The sequence below is a fragment of the Bradyrhizobium sp. Ai1a-2 genome (assembly GCF_000426245.1).
Lineage (GTDB): Bacteria > Pseudomonadota > Alphaproteobacteria > Rhizobiales > Xanthobacteraceae > Bradyrhizobium.
Genome location: NZ_AUEZ01000007.1, coordinates 56,745 through 76,859, shown reverse-complemented (window position 1 = coordinate 76,859; position 20,115 = coordinate 56,745). Strand labels below are relative to the sequence as shown.

The window sequence follows — 20,115 nt, the reverse complement described above, 5'->3', positions numbered from 1 at the left end:
CGCGCTAGTCGGCAGTCCACCCGCCGTCGACCAGCAACGACGAGCCCGTCATCAACGCCGAAGCGTCACTCGCAAGAAAGACCACCGCTCCCATCACGTCTTCAACAGTTCCGATGCGTCCCAGCTTGATCTTGGCAAGGACGCTCGCGCGGAACGTGGCATCCTCGAAGAACGGGCGCGTCAACGGGGTCTCGATGAACGTGGGGCACAATGTATTCACGCGGATGCCGTGAGGCGCGAGGTCAAGAGCCATGGACTTGGAGAACCCCTCCATCGCCCATTTCGAAGCGCAATAGATCGAACGGCGCTCGCCCCCGACGTGCCCCATCTGAGACGAGACATGAATGATGGAGCCGGCGATCTCAGCGGCGATCATGCGACGGCAAACTGCCTGGGCGGCAAAGAACGCCGCGCGCACATTCAAGCCCATGACGACGTCGAAATCCTCCACCGTGACATCGGTGAACGGCTTCGGGCGGTTCGTTCCAGCATTGTTGACAAAAACATGGTAGGGCTGCCGCGCCTCAATTGCGGCCGCAAAACTCGTTATGTCAGTGACATCGAGAACGAGCGTATCGGCCGCCAGCCCCTCGGCACGCATGGTCTCGGCTACAGCTTCGAGTTCGCTGCGGCTGCGCGCGCAGAGCGTAACCTCGGCACCTGCTCGGGCGAGCGCCGTCGCGGCCGCGAGGCCGAGGCCGCGCCCGGCGCCAGTGACCAGCGCACGCCGTCCCTCGAGCTGGAACGACGGCGTCTGCGGAAGCACGATGGTCATTCCGCCGCCCCGGCATAAGGAACATTTCGCCTGCCATAACGACGCACGCGCACATTGGCCTGCTCCGCGTGTCCCGCGAAACCTTCAAGCATGCAAAGTCGCGAGCAGTACTCACCGATCATCGCGGACGCACCGTCGGTCGTTACTCGCTGGTAGGTGACGGTCTTCAGGAACTTGCCGACCCAGAGGCCACCGGTGTAGCGCGCCGCCTTCTTCGTCGGCAAGGTATGGTTGGTGCCAATCACCTTATCGCCATACGCTACGTTCGTTCTCGGACCAAGGAACAGCGCACCATAGTTGGTCATGTTGCGCAGGAAGTAGTCCGGATCACGCGTCATGACCTGAACATGCTCGGAGGCGATCCGATCGGCCTCCTCGACCATCTCTTCCTCGGTGGCGCAGACAATCACCTCCCCATAATCCTCCCATGCCTTTGCGGCGATCGCCGCCGTCGGCAGGATTTTCAGCAGCCGCTCTACCTCGGCCATCGTCTCCCGCGCCAGCTTTTCCGAATTGGTCAATAGGATGGCCGGCGAATTCGGCCCGTGCTCCGCCTGGCCGAGCAAATCGGTGGCGCACATCTCCGCGTCAACGGTCTCATCGGCTATCACCAGCGTCTCGGTCGGACCGGCGAACAGGTCGATACCGACCCGTCCGAATAGCTGCCGCTTGGCTTCCGCGACAAAGGCATTGCCGGGGCCGACGAGCATATCCACGCCCGCGATCGACTCCGTCCCCAGCGCCATAGCGCCCACCGCCTGGATGCCCCCAAGACAGTAAATCTCATCGGCGCCGGCGAGATGCTGGGCGGCGACGATCGCTGGCGCAGGTTTTCCCATGAAAGGCGGCGCGCAGGTGACGATGCGCTGCACGCCAGCGACCTTGGCCGTGATGACCGACATGTGCGCGGAGGCAAGCAGTGGATACTTGCCACCCGGCACATAGCAGCCGACCGAATTCACCGGGATGTTCTTGTGACCGAGCACGATGCCCGGCAACGTCTCGACCTCAATGTCTTTCAGGGCAGCGCGCTGGTGTTCAGCGAAGTTTCGTACCTGTTCCTGGGCAAATTTGATATCGTCCAGGTTCCGCTGTGACAGCTCTGACACGCATTGACGGACTTCGGCGTCAGTCAGGCGATAATCGCTGCGGTCCCATTGGTCGAACCTGATGGAAAGCTCGCGTACCGCAGCGTCGCCGCGCCGCTCAATGTCGGCCAGGATCGTTTCGACGGTGACGCGCACCTTGGAATCGTCCTCCGCGCGCTGCGCAGCGTCGCGGCTTCGTTTCAGATAGATGGCCATGGAACCTCGCGCTTACTTGATTGCCTGGGGATTGATCGGCGATCCAGCACCGCCCGGCAGATGCAGCGGCGGGGCGGTGAAGAAGAATTCATACACCTTATCGGCGGCGCAATCTTCGGCGAGTTCCTTCAAATAGAAGATCTCGCCCATTGAAATGCCGATCGCCGGGATCACGACCCAATGCCAGGGCTGGTTCGCATCCTTGGTTTCGTTGGGACGAACCTCGCAGCCCCAGGTATCAGTGCAGATCGCCGCAATGTCCTTCCCGCGAATCCAATAACAGGTCTCGAATGCCACGCCAGGTGCGTCGCCGCCGCCATAACCCGACCAGTCTTTCTTCTTGAGGCACCGTTCCTGGTGGCCGGTCCGAACCAGCACGAAGTCACCCTTGCGGATTGTGACACCCTGTGCGGCAGCGCAGCCGTCGAGGTCCGCATTTGTGATCGCGTATCCGTCGTCGAGGGATTCGACGCCCTTCCAGCGGGCCACGTCGAGCAGCACGCCACGGCCGACCATCTTGTCGCGCACATTCTCGATGCCGAGCTTGCGTGCGCCGCGTGCATCGACCAATCGCGCATCGTAGCCATTGTACATCTTGTCATCCAGAAAGATGTGGCAGAGCGCGTCCCATTGCGTCGATGCCTGACAGGGCAGGTTAATCGCATCGTCCGCATATCGAAGGTAAGGCGACGGAGTATCCTGGTTGCCCGCGGCTGCATCCGTCCCGGTCGCGAGCATCGTGTGAATCGGATTCCATCGACCACCGAACAGGCCGGACTGGATCGGCTCCTTGAGCGACAGGCCGAGCGCGAATACCCTGCCCTTCTTGATCAGCCGCCCGGCGTCGATAACGTCCTGCGGCGTCACGTTGTTGAGCGTGCCAATCTGGTCGTCCTTGCCCCAGCGTCCCCAATTCGACAGGGTCTTTGCTGCTTCGTATATGGCGGCGCGATCAACTTTCATCGATTGGTTCCTCGTGTTTCTTGTTGATTGGTTGGCGTTCCGGCGGCGTCATGCCGCCCAAGGTGCCACTGCTCATACGGAGCAGTAGCGTTCCTTGATTTCGTCATCGGCAAGCAGCGCCTGCGCGCTCGCCTGATGTACGATCATGCCCTGATCGAGCACATAGGCGCGGTCGGCGATGGCGAGAGCGAGTTCGACGTTCTGCTCGACCAGCAGGATCGTCGTGCCCTCGCTTTTCATGCGGCGAAACAGGTCGAACATCTCGTCCACCAGAACCGGCATGATGCCCTCGGAAGGCTCATCGAGCATTACCAGATCCGGCCGCGCGATCATCGCCCGGGCAATCGCAAGCATCTGCTGCTCGCCGCCCGACATGGTGACCGCCTCCTGTTCCAGCCGCTCGGCAAGCCGTGGAAATATTCGCGCGATGTCTTCGATACGCCGGGTCTCTTCATGCTTGGCCTTCGAGGCAACGAGCCCCAGCCGCAGGTTCTCCCGCACCGAGAGACCTTGCACGATCCGCCGTTCCTCCGGCACATAAGCGAGACCTCGCGCGAAGCGGACGTGCGCCGGCGCCGCCAGGATCTCTTCTTCCTTGAAGATCACCGATCCGCTGCGCCGATCGAGCAGGCCCATGATGGTCTTCAACGTTGTGGTCTTTCCGGCGCCGTTGCGGCCGATCAGGCAGACGATCTCCCCTCGATCCACCTCGAGGGAGATGTCCTGCAGCACATGACTCGGACCATACCATCCGTTGAGGTCGCGGATTCGCAGCATCGGCTCCGGCATGGTCTAGTGCTCCCGCTGGCCCAGATAGACACGTTTGACCTGCTCGTTCTGGCGTACCTCGGCCGGTGTTCCCTGCGCCAGCAGTTCGCCATGATGCAGAACGAGCACGCGGTGGCTGATGCCCATCACGAGCTTCATCTTGTGTTCGACGAGGATGACGGTTCGCTCGCCGGCGAGGCGAACGATCAGGTCCATCATGATCCGAGTTTCTTCGGGGCTCATGCCGGCGGTCGGCTCGTCAAGCAACAGCAGACGCGGATCAGCCGCTAGCGCCATGCCGATTTCCAGCGCGCGCTGCTCGCCATGCGCAAGATCGCGGGCCCGGCGCGCGCGACGGTCCTTCAAACCGACCAGCGCGAGGAGTTCGTCGGCGCGCTCAGTGAGGCCCGGCAGTGTGCTCCGCGCACGCCAGATGTCATATCTGGACACCAGGGCTTGCAGGGCCACCCTGACATTTTCATGCACCGTCAGGTGCGGGAAGATGTTGGTGATCTGGAACGACTTGGCGATCCCGAGATGGGCAAATCGATGCTGCGAAAGGTTGCTGACGTCACGGCCCTCGAACTCGACTTTTCCTGTCGTCGGCCGGAACGCACCCGAGAGCACATTGAAGTATGTGCTCTTGCCCGCCCCGTTCGGACCTATGATGGAGGTGATCACGCCGCGCTCAAATTCGGCGCTGATATTATTCAGCGCGACGAAGTTGCCGAACATCTTGCTCACGCCGGTGGTGCGCAGGATGATCGGAGATGCTGCGCTCGCGGTCATGGCTTGATCCTCTTCAGGATCGTGCCCCAGATCCCCTCCGGGAAGAACAGCACGCAAACGACGAACACCGCGCCGACGATCAGCTGCCAGTGCACGGTCCAAAGCGAGACGAGATTCTCGAGCAACAGGAACACCGCCGCCCCGACAAAAGGACCGAAGAATGTTCCCATGCCGCCTAGCAGCGTCATCATCACGGCGGTGCCGGAGGTCTCGTAGTGAAGGCTTTCGATCGGAACGATCGACAGATGCAATGCTGATAGCGCTCCCGCAAGACCGCAGAAGCCGCCGGAAAGGACGAACGTGATCAGACGCGTGGCAATCACATTATATCCAGATGCGCGCGCCCTTGCCTCGTTCTCGCGCACCGCTTCGATCACCGCGCCAAAGGGAGAGGCGAGAATGCGCGACAGCACGAAGAACGCCAGAATGACAAAGCTGGCGACGACATAGTAGCGAACCAACGGATTGATGAAATCAAATTGGAGGCCGAACAGGTTGATCGTGCGGACGTTGATGCCGCGCAGGCCGTTCTCTCCGCCAGTCCAGTCCACCGCCTGGTAGAACAGGTAGTAAACGCACTGGGCAAGCGCCATGGTGACCATGGCAAAATAGATACCGCGGGTGCGGATGGCGAGGCTCCCGATCAGGGTTGCCATGACCAGCGCGCTCAGAACGCCGACCGCAATCGCGGCGTACCAGGGAAGTCCGAAATGAACGATGGCGATGCCGCAAAGATAGGCGCCGGTCCCGAACAGCGCGGCGTGTCCAAATGATAGCAGGCCGAGATAACCGAACAGCAGGTTAAAGCCCAGCGCATACAGGCCGTAGATCAGGATATTCACCGCAAGTGCCGTAAAGGGCATCACGAACGGGAAGATCAGCACGAAGATGCTGGCCAAGAGCACGCGGTGACGCATGGCCAAGTCGAACCAGCCGTACGATTTGGAAGATGAAGTGGCGATGGTTGGAGCGATATCGATCATCGTGTCAGCTCATCAACCCTGCGCGGCCAAAGAAACCCTGCGGCCGGATCAGCAGCACGATCGCCATCAACGCAAAGATGGACACCTTGGCCATTTCAGGCGCAAACAGCGAGGACATGCTGACGACGACCCCCACCAGCAGTCCGGCCAGGACCGCGCCGCCGATCGAGCCCATTCCGCCGACGACGGTCACGACGAAGGCCTCGGCCAGGATGGTCGCCCCCATCTCGGGGATCACGCCTTGCAGCGGCGCGGCCAGAAGGCCCGCAAATCCGGCGATCGCGGTCCCGATGCCGAAAACAATGAGCCAGACCTTGCTCACATCGACCCCGAGCACCCGCACGATTTGCGGATCGCGCGCACCGGCGCGGATGATCAGTCCGAAACTGGTCCGTTCGAGGAACAGCCACAAGCCGATGAGAACCACGGCCGTCGCGCCGATGACGAACAGCCGGTACAGCGGGAAATAGCCGACGCCGATGTCGACGGCGCCCTGCAGGAGTTCCGGCGTGTCAAACGGGTAGCCGCTGGTGCCGAACGCGATCCGGATCAGTTCGACCATGATGTAGGAGAGGCCGAACGTCAGCAGCAGCGGATAGTCTATCCCGCGGCCGTATAGCGGGCGCACAAGAAAGCGCTCGACGATCATGCCGAAAGTGCCGACCAGGAGCGGCACCGCCACAAGGCAGATCCAGAAGTTGCCGCCCATCGACACCAGGAAGAGCCCGGCATAGGCCCCCACCATGTAGAAGGCGCCGTGAGCGAAATTGACCACGGTCAGCATGCCGAAAATCAGCGACAGACCAATGGCGAACAGCACATAGATCGCGCCGAGAGCGAGCCCGGTGAAGAGCTGCAGCGCAATCAGGTCGAAACTCAATCCACTCATGACGTCCCGGGTGCGATCGATTGAGACAAAGGGCTGGGCGCAACCGGAGGCGCGCCCGGCAGATCGGATCAGCTCTTATGGCCAAGCGTCTCGCAGGTCCGCAGATTGGCCTCGTTCGGCTCGTCGGTGCTGATGACATTGAAGACGTCGGCATCGCCCTTCTGCGGGGTCGCCTTGGACTCGATGATGAAAACCGACTGCACCGACTGGTGGTCGCATTTGCGGTAATATTGCGGTCCCTTGTAGTAGTCGTACTTCAATGCTTCGACCGCTGCGATGACCTTGTCGGCATCGAGCGATCCTGCAGCACGCGCTCCCATAAGCAGGGTCTTCACGCCGCCGTAGCCGAGCGCCCCATAGTCGGAGGGCACCTTGCCGCCGTGCATCTTCCGAAAGCGGTCATTGAAGGCCTTCGCGGAAGCCACCTTGTCCTCGATTCCCCAATAGTAGGACGTGCCCCCTACGACGCCGTCGAAGGCCTGCGCACCGGCAGCGACCCTGCCGGTGTAGAGCAGAATGGGAGCGATGATCTTTATCGACTTCTTCATGCCGAAGTCTGTGGCCTGCTTCAGCGCAATCTGCTGATCCCGGCCGAAATTGCTGATGCACAGAATATCCGGCTTCAACGCCTGGATCCGCGGCAACAGCGCTGAGAAATCGGTCGTGCCGATCGGGTGGCGAACGTCGGTGACAGTCTCGATCCCGAACGCTTTTCCGGCCTCCTGGAAGCCGCGCACCATCTCATGGCCGTAGGCATAGTCCGCTGTGAGAAAGGCGACCTTCTTGCCGAATTTCGGGAAAGCGTAACGGCCGACGGCGCCGGCGGTCATATGCGGATTCAGCGCCTCATGGAACGTGAACTTGCTGAAATCGGAGGCTTCATTGATCGTATCCGACTGGCTGATCGAATTGAAAATGACGCCGCGCTCTTTTGTGACGTTGTTGATGGCGAGCTGAACGGCGGCGGACAGACTGCCGACAACGAAGTTCACCTTCTCCTTTTCCACCAATTCGAGGGTACGCGTGGCCGCCTCGCCCGGATTGAGCTTGTCGTCCCGGACTAGCAGCTCGGCCTTGCGGCCATTGAAACCGCCGCTTTCGTTGAACTCTGCGATCGCGACCTCGGCCGCGCGCACCTGGTCCTGAGCTTCCGTGCCATACGGCCCGGTCAGCGGCACCGGAAAGCCGATCTTGATGGCGGGCTCCTGCGCCATCGCAAGATTGATGCGAAAGGGCGAAGCGGCGGCCAGTGCACCGATGCCCGCGGTAGCGAGCACGCGGCGGCGACTCACGCGCTTCGATGTCGACTTGTTATCCTCGGTCATGCATTCCTCTCCTTGACTGTGTTTTCTTTGATTGAGCGTGCAGGCTACATCATGCGCGTCCAAGCGCGGATAAAATCACGCGCGGGGTCAGCGGTATTTCCGTGATGGTGACGCCGAACGGCGACAGCGCATCATTGACTGCATTGGCGACAGCGGCGGCCGCACCTGCCGTACCCGCCTCTCCGGCCCCCTTGGCGCCGAGTTCGCTTTCTTTTGTTGGCGTAACCACGTGACCCACAGCGATATCCGGCATCTCGGCCGCCATGGGCACGAGATAGTCGGCCATATTGGCGTTGGTGAGCTGGCCCCGCTCATCATAGATGCAGTGTTCGAACAGCGCGGCCCCGAGCCCTTGGACCACACCGCCGCGGACCTGTTCATCCACCAATTGGGGGTTGATCACCGTGCCGCAGTCCTCGACCACCCAATGGTCGAGCAGGCTGATGAAGCCGGTTGCCGTATCGACCTCCAGCCATGAAGCCTGGATTCCATTCGTGAAGGCAAAACCGTATTGGCGCGGAACGAAGTGCCTTGTCGCGACCATTTCCGGCTGCAGCCCCGGCGGAAGCGTGTCGGGCCGGAAAAAGACGATGCGGGCGAGTTCCGACAGCTCGATCTTGCGTTCTCCGCTTGACGGATCCACCACGGCATTATCGCTGATGTCGAGGTCCGCAGGACGTGCCTGCAGGATAGCTGCCGCAACCTGGAGGATATTGCCACGCAACGTCTTGGCCGACTGCAGCGCAGCCTCGCCGCCGATGCCGGCCGCTCGCGAAGCCCAGGTGCCTCCACCATAAGGCGTTGCGTCGGTATCTCCGAGTACGACACGAACGCGGTCGATCGACACGCCGAGCCCGCTCGCAACGATTTGAGCAGTGATCGCTTCCGAGCCCTGCCCCTGCTCGGTGATGCTCGTGTAGCAAGTCACCGAACCTGCGGCATCGAGCCGAACCGTCACGCCGTCCTGGGAAGAAATGCGTGCCCCGCCGACCCCATAGAAGGCGGCGCCAGGGTTGGTGACCTCAATGAAACTCGCAAGTCCGATGCCGCGATGGATTCCCCGTCGGCGCAGCCGCGCCTGTTCCGCACGAAGCGCCTCATAGTCCATCATCTGCAGCAGCTTCTGAAGGGACGCATGATGCGAAAGCGCCTCGAAACGCAACCCGGTCGGCGAGGCGCACGGATAAGCATCATCGCCGATCAGGTTGAGGCGCCGGATCTGCACCGGGTCCATTCCGATGCGGCGCGCGGCAAGGTCGACAAGGCCTTCGGTCACCGAGCAGGCGATCGGATGCCCCACCGCGCGATACTGGCAGGTGACGTTCTTGTTCTGGAAAACGACTCGCGCCCGCGCCCGGTAATTGGGCGTGGTGTACTGACCGCCGACGAGGTTGACGACCTGGTTCGCCTCGATCGCGCTGGTGCGCGGATACATTGAGTAAGGGCCGATACCGGTCAGATCATCAATCTCGAAGGCCTTGATCGAACCGTTGCGATTTACGGCGATACGTCCCTTGCAGATGTGATCACGCGCATGAATGTCCGTATTGAAGCTCTCGACCCGGTCGGCCACGAACTTCACCGGCCTGCGAAGCAGCTTCGCAAGACCATACGTCGCCATCTCGTCGGCATAGATGTGGACCTTGATGCCAAATGATCCGCCCACGTCCTTGCAAACGACGCGCACCTGCTGTTCAGCGAGGTCCAGATGCTTTGCCGCGATGTTCTGCACCATGTGGGGCGCCTGGGTGCCCTGATAGATGGTGAGGCGCCTCTCGCCCACATTCCAGTCGGCAACGACCGCTCTCGGCTCGAGCGTCACGCCGGTATGACGGCCGAAAACAAACTCCGCCTCAACCACCTCGTCGGCTTCGGCAAACGCCGCATCCACTGCGCCGGCGTCGTGATTGCGTTCGAATGCAAGATTGTCGCCGAGATCGGGATGGATCACCGGCGTTGCCGGATCGAGCGCCGAGCGCATATCCGTGACCGCAGGCAACTCTTCGTAGGAGACTTCGACCGCTTCCACCGCATCTTCGGCGAGCGCCCGGCTGCTCGCCAGCACCGCCACGACCGCCTCGCCCTGCCAGCAGACCCGATCGATTGCCATGGCGTGCTGAGGCGCGGATTTCAAACCTTTCAAGTGCGCCAACACCCCGACCCAAGGAGTCACGACGGCTGCGAGTTCGCGGCCGGTGACCACGGCGACTACGCCGGGCATGGCTTTGGCTGCTTCGGTGTCGATCGCGGCGATCCTCGCATGCGCACGCGGCGAGCGTACAAATGCGACATGAACCATGCGCGGCAACACAAGGTCACTGACGTACTGGCCCCGCCCCTGCAGCAGGCGGTCAAGGTTGGGGCGCGGCACGGATTGGCCGATATAGGAATTCGGCCGATCCAGAGCGGTCAGGCCCTCGGTCTGATCGGAGCGACTCATGGACGGCGCTGCCTCGCCTTGGCGGTACGCTCCACGGCATCGACAATCGCGTGATAGCCGGTGCAGCGACAGTAATTGCCGGACAGATGCTCGCGGATTTCCGTCCGCTCCGGGTCTGCATGCTTGAGCAGAAGATCCTGGGCCGTGATCAGCATTCCCGGCGTGCAATAGCCACACTGCAGCGCATTGCGTTCGCGGAAGGCGGCCTGGAGATCGGCTATTTCGCCGCTGTCAGACAGGCCTTCGATGGTTTCGACCGCGCAGCCATCAGCCTGCACTGCAAGCGTAAGGCAACTGCGAATGATTTCGCCATTGACGCGCATGGTGCACGCACCACATACCCCGTGCTCGCAGCCCACATGAGTGCCGGTGAGACCAAGCTGGTCGCGCACGAAGTCGGCCAGGTTCAAACGTGCCGGCACTTCCGCGCTGATCTTCTCGCCATTGACCATGAGCGCAATGCGGGCGGTCGTCACGTCACCGCCTCCATCGCAAGCTCCGGCCGCTCAAGGACGTTGGCCACGCAGCGGGATAGCAGCAGCCGCGCAAAGTGCCGGCGCATGGCTGCGCTGGCCTGTTGGTCATCCGGGGGATCAAGCTCGGCGTCCAACGCGGCCTGCGCCTCCGCGATGCGCTCGCCAGTGATAGCCACGCCAACCAGGTGAGAAGTGGCGCGCGCGAGGTACGGACGATCGCCAATGGCGAAGTATGAGAGCCGCAGATCGGCGAACTGCGCGCCGTCAAGATGCGCCAGAGCGGCGAGACCCGTCATCGCGTAGTCACCACTGCGGCGGACGAATTCATGGAAGTACGTGCGCGAGCCCGATTGGGGCCGCGGAATTTCGATCGCGACAAGCAGTTCGCATGGCTCGAGTGCGGTCTCGTAGATTCCCCGGAAAAAGTCACGTGCATCGACGCGCCGTTCGCCGTCCTCGCGTCGGATCACCATCCTCGCATCGAGCGCGAGCATGCAGGCGGGGAATTCGGATGCAGGATCGGCATGCGCGAGATTCCCGCCGATCGTGCCGCGATTGCGAATGGCGGGATGAGCGACATGAGCAGCGGCCTGTCGCAGCAGCGGCAGGCTGGACAGGATTTCTTCCGAGGCCAGCAGGTCGACGTGACGCGTAAGCGCCCCGATCGTGACGACGTTGTCACGAAGGTCGATACCGCGCAGCTCATCCAGGCGACCGATGTCGATCAGGATAGCGGGAGCAGCAAGCCTCAGATTGAGCGCGGGGAGCAGGCTCTGCCCACCGGACAGGATCTTCGCCGCATCGCCATGACGTGATAGCAGCTCGAGCGCATGCTCGACACTCTCCGCGCGCATATAGCTGAAAGCCGGAGCTTTCATTAACCGACCACCCTCCCGCGTTTTTTCGTCAAGCCGCCTTATTGTGGCGGCCTAGGACGGATTAGACGTTGCAAGTTGCCAAACGTCAAGTTTGTTTATCGATCGATCACTTGACCCGACTGTGGCCGCGCGGCCTCCGGGCCGGCCGCGGTATCGACGGGCGGCTCTTGATCATGCGGTCAAACAGCGCCTGCGCACGCGCCGCCTCCTCCTTGAGGAGCCTGGCAAATAGTGCCGCAGCCGGGGAGATCGCCTTGCGTGCCGGCTCGATCAGGACGAATTCGGAATGAAGTGGCGGATCCGCAAGCGGCCGGATTTCAAATCGTAGCTCGTTCAGGTCCGCCACCATCATGATGAACGGAAGGATCGCAACGAAGTCGCTCGCTGCGACGAATTGCAGCGTACCCATCATGGCGTCGAGTTCCAACCGTTGGGCGATTTCGATCCCATTCGCGGCGAAATAGGTTTCGATATTGCCGCGGCGGGTGTTCTGCCAGCCCGGCACGACGACCTTCAAAGGGCCGAGATCGGACAGTCGGACGGGACCGGCGCGATTAGTCCCCGCCGCCCGCGAGCGCGCGCGCACCAGCATCTCACGGTCGCGCAGCAAAAGGCGCTGGGAGACCCCGGGCGTTCCCGAAAACGCGGGTACCGCTGCGAAGTCGAGCTCCCCCGCCCGCACCATTTCGGTCAGCACGCCGGAATAGGCCTCGGTAATGTTGATCTGGACCGCTGGCGCCGCGACAAGGAAGTTCTCGAGCACCGGCGGCAGCAGCGACCGCGTGAAGGTCGGCATCAGGCCGACGCGAAGAGGTCCGCTCGGCTTGTCGGCAGAAACCTTCTGCGCAGCGACGTCGAGCCGCTTCAACGCCGCGGTGCATTCTTCGTAATAGGTCCGTCCTGCCGCCGTAAGCGCCACGTTGCGGCCGCGCCTCACGAACAACGCTGTGCCGAGTTCCTCCTCCAGCTGTGCCACGTGCTGCGAAATACCGGACTGGGTTGCGCCCTCGCGGAGCGCGGCCGCGGTGAAGGAGCCCTCCTCGTGCACGGCGATAAAGGACCGGAGCTGCCGCAGCGAGACCATTGTTCTCGTATCAGATTGGCTAATGCGATGGAGCAAGAATTATCATTTTTCTCGCGCGCGGCAATGGCTACTCTCGCGGAGCCTTCCAATCAGGATGACATCCATGAAACTGGGCTTCTTCACGATGCCGATCCACCCGGTCAACAAGGACTGGCGCCAGTCGCTCCAGGAGGATCGCGAAGCCTTCCTGTTGGCGGACGAACTCGGCTTCAGCGAAGCCTATGTCGGCGAACACGTGACCGATCGCGCCGAAAACATCACCTCGTGCGCCGCCTTCATCGCCTGGATTGCGGCTGCGACCAAACAGATCCGCCTCGGCACCGGAACGGTAAACTTGCCGAATGCACATCCCGCTGCCGTCGCAGCGACAATCGCCATGCTGGACCACATGCTCGAAGGACGACTGATCTTCGGCATCAGCCCCGGCGGCCTTCTGTCCGATGCCGAACTCTTCGGCAATCTCGATGCCAATCGCAATGAAATGTTCGTGGAAGCAATCAACCAGGTGCTGGCGATCTGGCAGGGCGAACCGCCATATGACATCAAAGGCAAATATTGGTCGATCTCCACGGCGCGAACCATGATGACGGAGATCGGCCAGGGCTATATCGCGCGGCCGCTGCAGCGCCCGCATCCGCCGATCGTCGTTACCGCCGTTGCACCTTTTTCCAAGGGGGTCACTGAGGCTGCCGTGCGCGGGTGGGAGCCGATTTCGGCGAATTTCCTGATGCCTGCCTGGGTCAAGAGCCATTGGCCCAGATATGTCGAGGGCTGCCAGCGCGCGGGACGAGCGGCGGATCCGGCCAACTGGCGTGTCGCCAAGAGCATCTTCGTCGCCGAGGATGAAGCCACTGCGAAGACTTACGCTACCGATCCCGACGGGCCTTATGTGAACTACTACCGTTCGCTCTTCACGAAGTTGAAGAAGAATGGCCGCATCGAACTGTTCAAGACACACCGCGACCAGCCGGATGACGAGGTCACCCTCGAATCGATCTGTGATCGCCTGATCATCTATGGAACCCCTTCCAGCGTCGCCGACCAGTTGCTCGCCTTTCAGGAGCAGGTTGGTGAGTTCGGAACGTTGCTCTATGCCGGCAAAGACTGGAAGGATCGCGAGCTCGGCCGTCGCTCTATGATCCTTTTGGCTGAGAAGGTGTTGCCTCGCTTGCAGCCGGGAACGTCACGGCGAACGGTGGTAGGCTGAACTGGCGAAGATCGACATAAGATAGAGGAGGCATCCTGTGGCGCTGTCGGAGCGAATTCCTTACCAGGCGCTGATCGACCGGCCGAAACTTGAGTTGCCGGGAGGAAAGCGGCTCGCCGTTTGGGTTATCCTCAATGTGGAGGAGTGGCGCATCGAGCATGCGATGCCTCGCACGGTACTGAGCCCTCCCATGGGTCAGCCACTGCTGCCTGACGTTCCGAACTGGTCCTGGCACGAATACGGCATGCGTGCAGGGTTCTGGCGCCAGTTCAAGGCGCTCACCGACCGCAACATTCCCACCACTCTGGCCATCAACGGAAACGTCTGCCAGTCGTACCCGCGAGTTGCCGCAGCGGCGCGCGAGGCCGGCTTCGAATTCATGGGCCATGGCTTCCTGCAGGGACCGATGCACAAGGTCGACGACCAGAGCGATGCGATCAAGCGCACGGTCGACATCATCACGAAGTTTGCCGGCAAACCTCCGCGTTCGTGGGAGAGCCCCGGTCTTACCGAAACGGGCGAAACCCTTGATCTGCTGCGCCGACACAGTATCGAATACGTCGCCGACTGGGTGATCGACGATCTCCCGCAGGACATCGATACGCCATACGGCCGGATCACGACCATTCCATACACCGTTGAGACCAACGACATCGTCGTGCACGCCCTCCAGCATATGCCTTCAGAGCAGTTCCTGCGTCGCTGCGTCGATCAATTCGATAGGCTGTATCAGGAGGGAGCGGATAACGCCCGCGTCATGGCGATTTCGATCCATCCCTACATCACCGGCGTGCCGCACCGGATCGGCTACCTCGAGCAGATTCTCGACCATGTCATTCGCCATGACGACGTCGCCTTGATGACAGGAAGCGAGGTCGGCGACTGGTATCGCGGCGCACTGGCAAAGGTTCAGAGCGCGAGCCGAGAATCATGATCAAAGCCGCCGTCATCGGTCTCGGCTGGTGGGGCCAGACGATCGTCGCCAATCTCAGCGAAAGCCCGATCATCCGGCCGGTGCTCGGCGTAGACCCGATACCGGCTGCCCGCGCGGCTGCCGAGGCAAGAGGACTCGAAACCGCCGACAGTTTCGAGGCCGCCCTAAACCGAAGCGACATCGAAGCGGTCATCCTGTGCACGCCGCAGGACCGGCATGCTGATCAGATCGTTGCAGCTGCGGCAAGCGGCCGGCACGTCTTCTGCGAAAAGCCACTTTGCACCACCGGATCGGATGCCGATCGCGCCCTCGCGGCGGTGAAGGCCGCGAAGGTCCAGCTCGGCATTGGTCATGAGCGTCGCTTCGAGCCGGCGGTCATTGAACTGCGCCAAAGGCTGGCAGCGGGCGAGTTCGGCAAGGCCCTGATGGTCGAAGCCAATTTCAGCCAGGACAAGTTCCTCGATCTACCGCCGGACAATTGGAGGCTCTCCGCAACCGTAAATCCGGCAGGACCGTTGTCGGCGACCGGCATTCACCTTGTCGATTTGTCAGTTGCCTTGCTCGGAAGGCCCACGACCGTCTGGGCGCGGCTGGCTACTCTGGGCAGCCATTTCGCAAATGGCGACACGCTGTCGATCACCCTTGGTTTCGAGGGCGGCACTACCGCAGCGCTGACTGCAATTCTCGCCACCCCCTTCATGGGCCGGCTCGCCTTGCTCGGATCACGGGGCTGGATGGAGATTCGAGATCGCACTCATCCGGAAACGCCGACCGGTTGGGACGTGACCCGGGTCGTTCGGGGCTCCGACCGACACGCAGGCTACTATCCGCCGCATCCAGCGGTGCGCGATAACCTCGAGGCGTTCGGCCGTGCGATTCGTGGTGACGGCGTCTATCCTGTGACGCATGACGAAATGCGGTCCGGCGTTCGGGTGTTCGAGGCCGTGCAGCGTTCAGTCCTCACCGGCAGGCTGGAGACGGTCTGATCCTCTCGAGAGCCGCCGCGGCTCGGCGCTCCGCATAAAGCCGGAGAGATAAAGGTCGACAGCATCTGCGATCATCTTGTCCTTGTCTTCAAGCACCACTGCCTCGTAGATGTATTTCCTGATGCCGTAATAGAAGATGCCGCCGTGGAACACCCAGGCCATCTCGAGCTCGGCCGAGGTAGGTTTCTGGGCAGGCAGCTCGGCTGCAGCGCGGCATTCCTTGACCACGCGCGTCAGGATCTTGTCGCGAACCACATTGACATAGGCCCGATTGATCTCGAGGCCTTTCAAGCCCGAGAACAGATAGATGCGCAGCCAGATCCGCGTGAAGATGGCGTCCGTATAGGCGTTATAGAACTCGCACAGACGCTCGCGGATCGGTCGCGAGCGGTCCGTCAGGCGCTTCTCCCAGCCGCTCTCGAGTGGCTCAAGATAAACTTTCTTGTAGACCTCCTCGATCAAGTCGTCCTTGCTCGGAAAATAGCGATAAAGGAGCGGCTGCGTAACGCCGAGACGGCGCGCCAGCTCACGTGTACCGCCATTGAAACCTTCGTCAGCGAAGAATTCCGTTGCCTTGCGGATGAATTCCTGACGCCGCTCCTCCGGCGAAAGGCGCTTCGATTTGGGGCGGGCGGAGGTAGTCGGTTTTTTGTTCATGATAAGCGAGGATCACACACCAGGGCTGAAGCGGCCGAACTCGCCGCGCATAAACAGCAACGGCTCGGCATCGTTGTAGGCGTAGCTCTCCACCGCACCAAGAAAAATGATGTGATCGCCGCCGTAATACCGGTCTGCCGTGCGGCACTGGAACGTCGCGACAGTGCCGGCCAGCAAGGGCGCGCCGCCCAGCCCGCTTCGCCAGTCGGTTCCTGCAAATTTGTCAGCCGCGCTCGCCGCAAAGCGCGCAGCCAATCCCCGTTGATTGTTCGCGAGCACGTTGACCGCGAAGTGCGAGGCGTCCTGGAAGACGCTCATACTCTGTGAATAGACGAGAAGGCTCCACAGCACGAGTGGCGGGTTGAGCGAGACCGAAGCGAATGAATTGCAGGTCAGGCCGACGGGCCTGCCACCCTCAGCGGCGGCCGTGACGATGGTGACGCCTGTGCCGAAGCTCCCCAGCGCCTTTCGAAAGTCGCGTCCGTCCAACGGCGCCCCGCTCCGGTGGACTGCGTCGCCCGAACCAACTGAAGTCGGCGTGGCCATTTGAAGCTCGCTACAGCGTTAGATTTTCGGACGGCAGGCCGAGAGCCACCCGTCCGTAATTGGTACCTGCCGCGTCGAAGCTGAAGGCGATGTGGGCGTTGATCGCATGCGCATCGCGGAATTGACGCTGGAGCGCCCCTGCCGTGTAAAGGCCGCGCGCCCCGCTTGCCGTGAACAATAGTCCGACAGCCTCGGTGCACAGGTTGACCGAAAACGCGCCGTCGCGGCGATAACGTGTTTTTTCGGCAATATCCGGAATGCGTCCGCGCCTTGCATCGGCCATCGCTTCGATGCAGGTTCGGCGCATGATCAGCCGCGCCGCGTCAATCTTGGCGGATGCTTCGGCGATCTTGATCTGCGTGGTCTGCAGATCTCCGATCTTCATCCGATTATAGGTTGACGCCCGATGCCGAGCGATCTCGACGTAGTCATCCAGGCAGCCTTGCGCATTGCCTAACGCTGCGCCGGACAGCACGAAGGGGAACAGCGAGAATACCGGCAGCGCATACAGCGGGCTGGGATTCACCGCGCTGCCGGGTGTCGCTCCTCCGGCTACGTCGCGCACGGCAAGCGTCATGTGATCTGGGACGAAGAGATCCGCGATCTCGAGATCGTTCGATCCTGTGCCCCTGAGACCGCTGGAGTCCCAAGTGTCGATGATGCGGTAGTCCGCGGACCGAACCAGGAAGATTCGATGCTCGACGCCATCAGCCTCGTCATCGCTTGAAACGATGCCGGCGAGCATGTTCCAACTGCTCGAATCCACGCCTGAAGAAAATGGCCAGCGCCCGGAGATGCGATAGCCGTTCGCTACCTTGCGAGCACGGCCCGCGGGAAAAACGAACGACGAAGCTATCAACGCGTGCGGATTCTCCTTCCAGACGACATCTTGAGCACTGTGATCGAACATGCCGAGCATCCAGTGATGGCTGGCAAGGTTGGCCAGGTTCCACGCCACGGATGCGTCGGCCAGGGCGATGACCTCGGCGAAATCGATCAGCGCGACATAATCAAGCTCCGAACCGCCTACCCGCTTCGGCTGCAGGATCCTGAACAGCCCGGCCTCATGCAGCGCTCGTTCGGTGTCGGGCGGAAGGTGGCGCTGTTGTTCGGTGGTCGCTGCCCGGTCGCGAAGACGCGGCAACAGCCCTCGCGCCCGCTCGAGCAGCGCTGCATATGTCTCGTCGGCAGCGTCACCTTCACTCTTGCTTGGTTGCCGAAGGATGTCCGCCATCGCGCTCTCCCTCACACGCCGCGATCTCACCGGCTCGGCTTCATGTGTGGCCGGTCAAGGTAGAGGGAGGCGCGAAGGCCCTCGGCATCCTGCGCCGCGAACTCGCTCAGCAGCTTCATCTCGGGAATTTTCGAGCGGTCGAGCGTGTTCACATCCGGCCAGTCCACTTCGATCAGGTTGCCCGCGGGGTCCCGCAGATACATCTGCACGCACCCATCGGGCAGTTCGTTTACGCAATTGCGAAAGGCGGTTGAATCGAGTGCGCCGAGCGCCTTGGCGCGCTCGTAAACCGCGTGGAAATCGTCCACGTCGATCGCGAAGTGCTGGTACACTGGAACATGGTCCTGCAACTCAAAGACATGGAGCTGAAGATCGCCGCAGCGCAGGTACCGCGTTTTGAAGCCGAAATTGTAGGTCGGGATTGGCTCAAGCCCGAGCACTTCCTGATAGAAGCGCATCGAGGTTTCCAGGTCCTTCGCACCCACGGACAGATGGTTGAATCCCAGAACCTTCATGGCGCACTCCCTTTTGTCTTCTTGATTATCGAGTGATAAATACCGTCTTTCGCCGCTGAATGCAAGGCTGAATTAGCCCTCTTGCAGCGCTACAGAACGCGCATCGATGCTCCGTTTGATGCCGCGCGCTTACGACAGTGAAATTGACTTGGCCTGCCAGCGTGCTTATCGCTTGATAAACAATATGGCTGCTCGATGGGCAACCGACAGCCAGTCAGGGAGAGACACATGGACGGACGAGGCACTGAAGAAAAGCTCGTCGGCATCGTCGGCCTCGGGATCATGGGTGGCGCGATCAGTGCCAATTTGGTGCAGCGCGGCTGGAGCGTGATCGGCTACGACATCGACGAGGCCCGCCGTCGCGAGGCAACAGGAGCCGGGGTTGCAGTTGTCGACGATGTATCCCAGCTCGCGGCTCGCAGTCAGACTATCATGACAAGCTTACCCACGCCTGCGGCCGCTCGGATGGTCGCGCAGACGATCGCGCTCGAGCCGAGCCCGCGTACCGTCGTCGAGCTGAGCACTTTTGCTCTCGACGATAAGCTTGAGTTCAAGTCGATCCTCGATGCCGGCAATCATGTCGCGCTGGACTGTCCCCTCAGCGGAACCGGAGCGCAGGCAAAAATGCGAGATCTGGTCGTCTACGCGAGTGGTGATTCCGCCGCAATCAAGCGATGCGAGCCTCTGTTTGCGGACTTCGCCAAGCAGAGCGTGGACCTCGGCACATACGGCAACGGCAGCCGAATGAAGTTTGTGGCAAACCTCCTCGTCGCCATTCACAACGTGGCAGCTGCCGAGGCTATGATGATTGCCGAAAGCGCCGGCCTCGACCTCCGCCAAGTCATCGAATGCGTTGGTCCCGGCGCCGGAGGCTCCCGCATGTTCCAGATGCGGGCGCCCATGATGGCAAGCCGAAGCTACGCTCCAGCTACCATGCGGGTGGCGACCTGGAAGAAGGACATGACGATCATTGATCAATTCGTAAGCGAGCTCGGCTGCGCCGCTCCACTCTTTGCTTCGACTGCTCCCATCTATGAGACAGCGCTTGCGATGGGCTTCGCTGATCAGGACACCGCTTCGGTATTTGAGGTGTTCAAGAGCCCTCATGCACAGGGCGCCGAAGCTGTTCAACAAGAAGCATCCAAATCCCTGGGACGACTTCACCCTCAAGAGCCGCACGAAAGCTAGAACGTTTTCGAGCGAAGTGGACGCCGGTTCGTGTGAAGAAAACGCGTCAAAACAAGAATCTGGAGCTTTGGTTCTGATTCAATCAGATCCGAAGCTCTAACAAGCACGCGGTCAGCCGCGAGCGACCCGGCCAACGCAGAGACGCAGCCGTCCGTGACTTCTCGCAAGGAGCAC

At 61.5% G+C, this 20,115-nt stretch carries 20 protein-coding genes; 4 read left to right on the top strand and 16 right to left on the bottom strand.

What is annotated here, in order from left to right; genetic code table 11:
- Positions 1 to 4: 4 nt before the first annotated feature.
- The 12 genes from K288_RS0107485 to K288_RS0107430 all read right to left on the bottom strand — a co-directional run bounded on the left by K288_RS0107485 (position 5) and on the right by K288_RS0107430 (position 12,674).
- Positions 5 to 775 (bottom strand): SDR family NAD(P)-dependent oxidoreductase, encoded by a 771-nt coding sequence (locus K288_RS0107485; protein WP_027578967.1) that lies wholly within the window; start codon positions 773 to 775, stop codon positions 5 to 7.
- Positions 772 to 2,079: a histidinol dehydrogenase gene (hisD, locus tag K288_RS0107480; protein WP_027578966.1), complete on the bottom strand. Its 1,308-nt coding sequence runs from the start codon at positions 2,077 to 2,079 to the stop codon at positions 772 to 774. The genes K288_RS0107485 and hisD overlap by 4 nt, the downstream gene beginning before the upstream one ends.
- A gap of 12 nt (positions 2,080 to 2,091) precedes the next feature.
- On the bottom strand, positions 2,092 to 3,042 hold the full coding sequence (locus tag K288_RS0107475) for a cyclase family protein (RefSeq protein WP_027578965.1): 951 nt from the start codon (positions 3,040 to 3,042) through the stop codon (positions 2,092 to 2,094).
- 72 nt (positions 3,043 to 3,114) lie between these two features.
- Positions 3,115 to 3,819 carry an ABC transporter ATP-binding protein gene (locus K288_RS0107470; RefSeq protein WP_027578964.1) on the bottom strand — a complete coding sequence of 235 codons (705 nt, stop codon included), beginning with the start codon at positions 3,817 to 3,819 and terminating at the stop codon, positions 3,115 to 3,117.
- A gap of 15 nt (positions 3,820 to 3,834) precedes the next feature.
- Positions 3,835 to 4,599, bottom strand: coding sequence for an ABC transporter ATP-binding protein (locus K288_RS0107465; protein ID WP_027578963.1), 765 nt, complete (start codon positions 4,597 to 4,599; stop codon positions 3,835 to 3,837).
- Positions 4,596 to 5,516 carry a branched-chain amino acid ABC transporter permease gene (locus K288_RS0107460; protein ID WP_201449651.1) on the bottom strand — a complete coding sequence of 307 codons (921 nt, stop codon included), beginning with the start codon at positions 5,514 to 5,516 and terminating at the stop codon, positions 4,596 to 4,598. Before K288_RS0107460 ends, K288_RS0107465 begins: the two co-directional genes overlap by 4 nt.
- A gap of 70 nt (positions 5,517 to 5,586) precedes the next feature.
- Positions 5,587 to 6,471, bottom strand: a complete 885-nt coding sequence (locus tag K288_RS0107455; RefSeq protein WP_043159466.1) for a branched-chain amino acid ABC transporter permease — start codon at positions 6,469 to 6,471, stop codon at positions 5,587 to 5,589.
- Between the two features lie 68 nt (positions 6,472 to 6,539).
- Positions 6,540 to 7,796: an ABC transporter substrate-binding protein gene (locus tag K288_RS0107450; protein WP_051334413.1), complete on the bottom strand. Its 1,257-nt coding sequence runs from the start codon at positions 7,794 to 7,796 to the stop codon at positions 6,540 to 6,542.
- Between the two features lie 49 nt (positions 7,797 to 7,845).
- The gene (locus K288_RS0107445) at positions 7,846 to 10,236 is read right to left on the bottom strand and encodes a xanthine dehydrogenase family protein molybdopterin-binding subunit (protein WP_043159464.1); all 2,391 of its coding nucleotides are present in this window, start codon (positions 10,234 to 10,236) and stop codon (positions 7,846 to 7,848) included.
- Positions 10,233 to 10,688, bottom strand: coding sequence for a (2Fe-2S)-binding protein (locus K288_RS0107440; RefSeq protein WP_043159482.1), 456 nt, complete (start codon positions 10,686 to 10,688; stop codon positions 10,233 to 10,235). The genes K288_RS0107445 and K288_RS0107440 overlap by 4 nt, the downstream gene beginning before the upstream one ends.
- A 20-nt stretch (positions 10,689 to 10,708) precedes the next feature.
- Entirely contained in the window at positions 10,709 to 11,566 is an 858-nt protein-coding gene (locus K288_RS0107435) for a xanthine dehydrogenase family protein subunit M (RefSeq protein ID WP_343207754.1), read from the bottom strand.
- 130 nt (positions 11,567 to 11,696) lie between these two features.
- Entirely contained in the window at positions 11,697 to 12,674 is a 978-nt protein-coding gene (locus K288_RS0107430) for a LysR family transcriptional regulator (RefSeq protein ID WP_027578956.1), read from the bottom strand.
- Positions 12,675 to 12,777: 103 nt separating this feature from the next.
- Between K288_RS0107430 and K288_RS0107425 the strand changes: the two genes are divergently transcribed.
- From K288_RS0107425 to K288_RS0107415, 3 genes are read left to right on the top strand one after another with little or no spacing between them, the layout of a single operon-like run.
- On the top strand, positions 12,778 to 13,881 hold the full coding sequence (locus K288_RS0107425; protein ID WP_027578955.1) for an LLM class flavin-dependent oxidoreductase: 1,104 nt from the start codon (positions 12,778 to 12,780) through the stop codon (positions 13,879 to 13,881).
- Positions 13,882 to 13,918: 37 nt separating this feature from the next.
- Positions 13,919 to 14,815: a polysaccharide deacetylase family protein gene (locus tag K288_RS0107420; RefSeq protein ID WP_027578954.1), complete on the top strand. Its 897-nt coding sequence runs from the start codon at positions 13,919 to 13,921 to the stop codon at positions 14,813 to 14,815.
- The gene (locus K288_RS0107415; protein WP_027578953.1) at positions 14,812 to 15,801 is read left to right on the top strand and encodes a Gfo/Idh/MocA family oxidoreductase; all 990 of its coding nucleotides are present in this window, start codon (positions 14,812 to 14,814) and stop codon (positions 15,799 to 15,801) included. Before K288_RS0107420 ends, K288_RS0107415 begins: the two co-directional genes overlap by 4 nt.
- Here K288_RS0107415 and K288_RS44965 read toward each other — a convergent pair.
- Genes K288_RS44965 through K288_RS0107395 form a run of 4 tightly spaced genes read right to left on the bottom strand, consistent with a single transcriptional unit; the run spans position 15,769 to position 18,753 of the window.
- Positions 15,769 to 16,458, bottom strand: coding sequence for a TetR/AcrR family transcriptional regulator (locus K288_RS44965; protein ID WP_043159463.1), 690 nt, complete (start codon positions 16,456 to 16,458; stop codon positions 15,769 to 15,771). The genes K288_RS0107415 and K288_RS44965 overlap by 33 nt on opposite strands.
- Before the next feature lie 12 nt (positions 16,459 to 16,470).
- Positions 16,471 to 17,004, bottom strand: a complete 534-nt coding sequence (locus K288_RS0107405; protein WP_027578952.1) for a flavin reductase family protein — start codon at positions 17,002 to 17,004, stop codon at positions 16,471 to 16,473.
- 10 nt (positions 17,005 to 17,014) lie between these two features.
- Positions 17,015 to 18,238, bottom strand: coding sequence for an acyl-CoA dehydrogenase family protein (locus K288_RS0107400; protein ID WP_027578951.1), 1,224 nt, complete (start codon positions 18,236 to 18,238; stop codon positions 17,015 to 17,017).
- A 26-nt stretch (positions 18,239 to 18,264) separates the two neighbouring features.
- The gene (locus K288_RS0107395; RefSeq protein ID WP_027578950.1) at positions 18,265 to 18,753 is read right to left on the bottom strand and encodes a VOC family protein; all 489 of its coding nucleotides are present in this window, start codon (positions 18,751 to 18,753) and stop codon (positions 18,265 to 18,267) included.
- 195 nt (positions 18,754 to 18,948) lie between these two features.
- Between K288_RS0107395 and K288_RS44960 the strand changes: the two genes are divergently transcribed.
- On the top strand, positions 18,949 to 19,941 hold the full coding sequence (locus K288_RS44960) for an NAD(P)-dependent oxidoreductase (RefSeq protein WP_084799506.1): 993 nt from the start codon (positions 18,949 to 18,951) through the stop codon (positions 19,939 to 19,941).
- The last annotated feature ends 174 nt before the right edge of the window (positions 19,942 to 20,115 follow it).

Excerpts from the sequence above, each read along its gene's own strand:
- K288_RS0107400 (WP_027578951.1), bottom strand. The coding sequence starts at position 18,238 with ATGGCGGACATCCTTCGGCAACCAAGCAAGAGTGAAGGTGACGCTGCC.
- K288_RS0107455 (WP_043159466.1), bottom strand. The coding sequence starts at position 6,471 with ATGAGTGGATTGAGTTTCGACCTGATTGCGCTGCAGCTCTTCACCGGG.
- K288_RS0107430 (WP_027578956.1), bottom strand. The coding sequence starts at position 12,674 with ATGGTCTCGCTGCGGCAGCTCCGGTCCTTTATCGCCGTGCACGAGGAG.
- K288_RS0107425 (WP_027578955.1), top strand. The coding sequence starts at position 12,778 with ATGAAACTGGGCTTCTTCACGATGCCGATCCACCCGGTCAACAAGGAC.
- K288_RS0107445 (WP_043159464.1), bottom strand. The coding sequence starts at position 10,236 with ATGAGTCGCTCCGATCAGACCGAGGGCCTGACCGCTCTGGATCGGCCG.
- K288_RS44960 (WP_084799506.1), top strand. The coding sequence starts at position 18,949 with ATGGGCAACCGACAGCCAGTCAGGGAGAGACACATGGACGGACGAGGC.
- K288_RS0107435 (WP_343207754.1), bottom strand. The coding sequence starts at position 11,566 with ATGCGCGCGGAGAGTGTCGAGCATGCGCTCGAGCTGCTATCACGTCAT.
- K288_RS0107450 (WP_051334413.1), bottom strand. The coding sequence starts at position 7,796 with ATGACCGAGGATAACAAGTCGACATCGAAGCGCGTGAGTCGCCGCCGC.
- K288_RS0107405 (WP_027578952.1), bottom strand. The coding sequence starts at position 17,004 with ATGGCCACGCCGACTTCAGTTGGTTCGGGCGACGCAGTCCACCGGAGC.
- K288_RS0107440 (WP_043159482.1), bottom strand. The coding sequence starts at position 10,688 with ATGGTCAATGGCGAGAAGATCAGCGCGGAAGTGCCGGCACGTTTGAAC.
- K288_RS44965 (WP_043159463.1), bottom strand. The coding sequence starts at position 16,458 with ATGAACAAAAAACCGACTACCTCCGCCCGCCCCAAATCGAAGCGCCTT.
- K288_RS0107465 (WP_027578963.1), bottom strand. The coding sequence starts at position 4,599 with ATGACCGCGAGCGCAGCATCTCCGATCATCCTGCGCACCACCGGCGTG.
- hisD (WP_027578966.1), bottom strand. The coding sequence starts at position 2,079 with ATGGCCATCTATCTGAAACGAAGCCGCGACGCTGCGCAGCGCGCGGAG.
- K288_RS0107470 (WP_027578964.1), bottom strand. The coding sequence starts at position 3,819 with ATGCTGCGAATCCGCGACCTCAACGGATGGTATGGTCCGAGTCATGTG.
- K288_RS0107415 (WP_027578953.1), top strand. The coding sequence starts at position 14,812 with ATGATCAAAGCCGCCGTCATCGGTCTCGGCTGGTGGGGCCAGACGATC.
- K288_RS0107475 (WP_027578965.1), bottom strand. The coding sequence starts at position 3,042 with ATGAAAGTTGATCGCGCCGCCATATACGAAGCAGCAAAGACCCTGTCG.
- K288_RS0107460 (WP_201449651.1), bottom strand. The coding sequence starts at position 5,516 with ATGCGTCACCGCGTGCTCTTGGCCAGCATCTTCGTGCTGATCTTCCCG.
- K288_RS0107395 (WP_027578950.1), bottom strand. The coding sequence starts at position 18,753 with ATGAAGGTTCTGGGATTCAACCATCTGTCCGTGGGTGCGAAGGACCTG.
- K288_RS0107485 (WP_027578967.1), bottom strand. The coding sequence starts at position 775 with ATGACCATCGTGCTTCCGCAGACGCCGTCGTTCCAGCTCGAGGGACGG.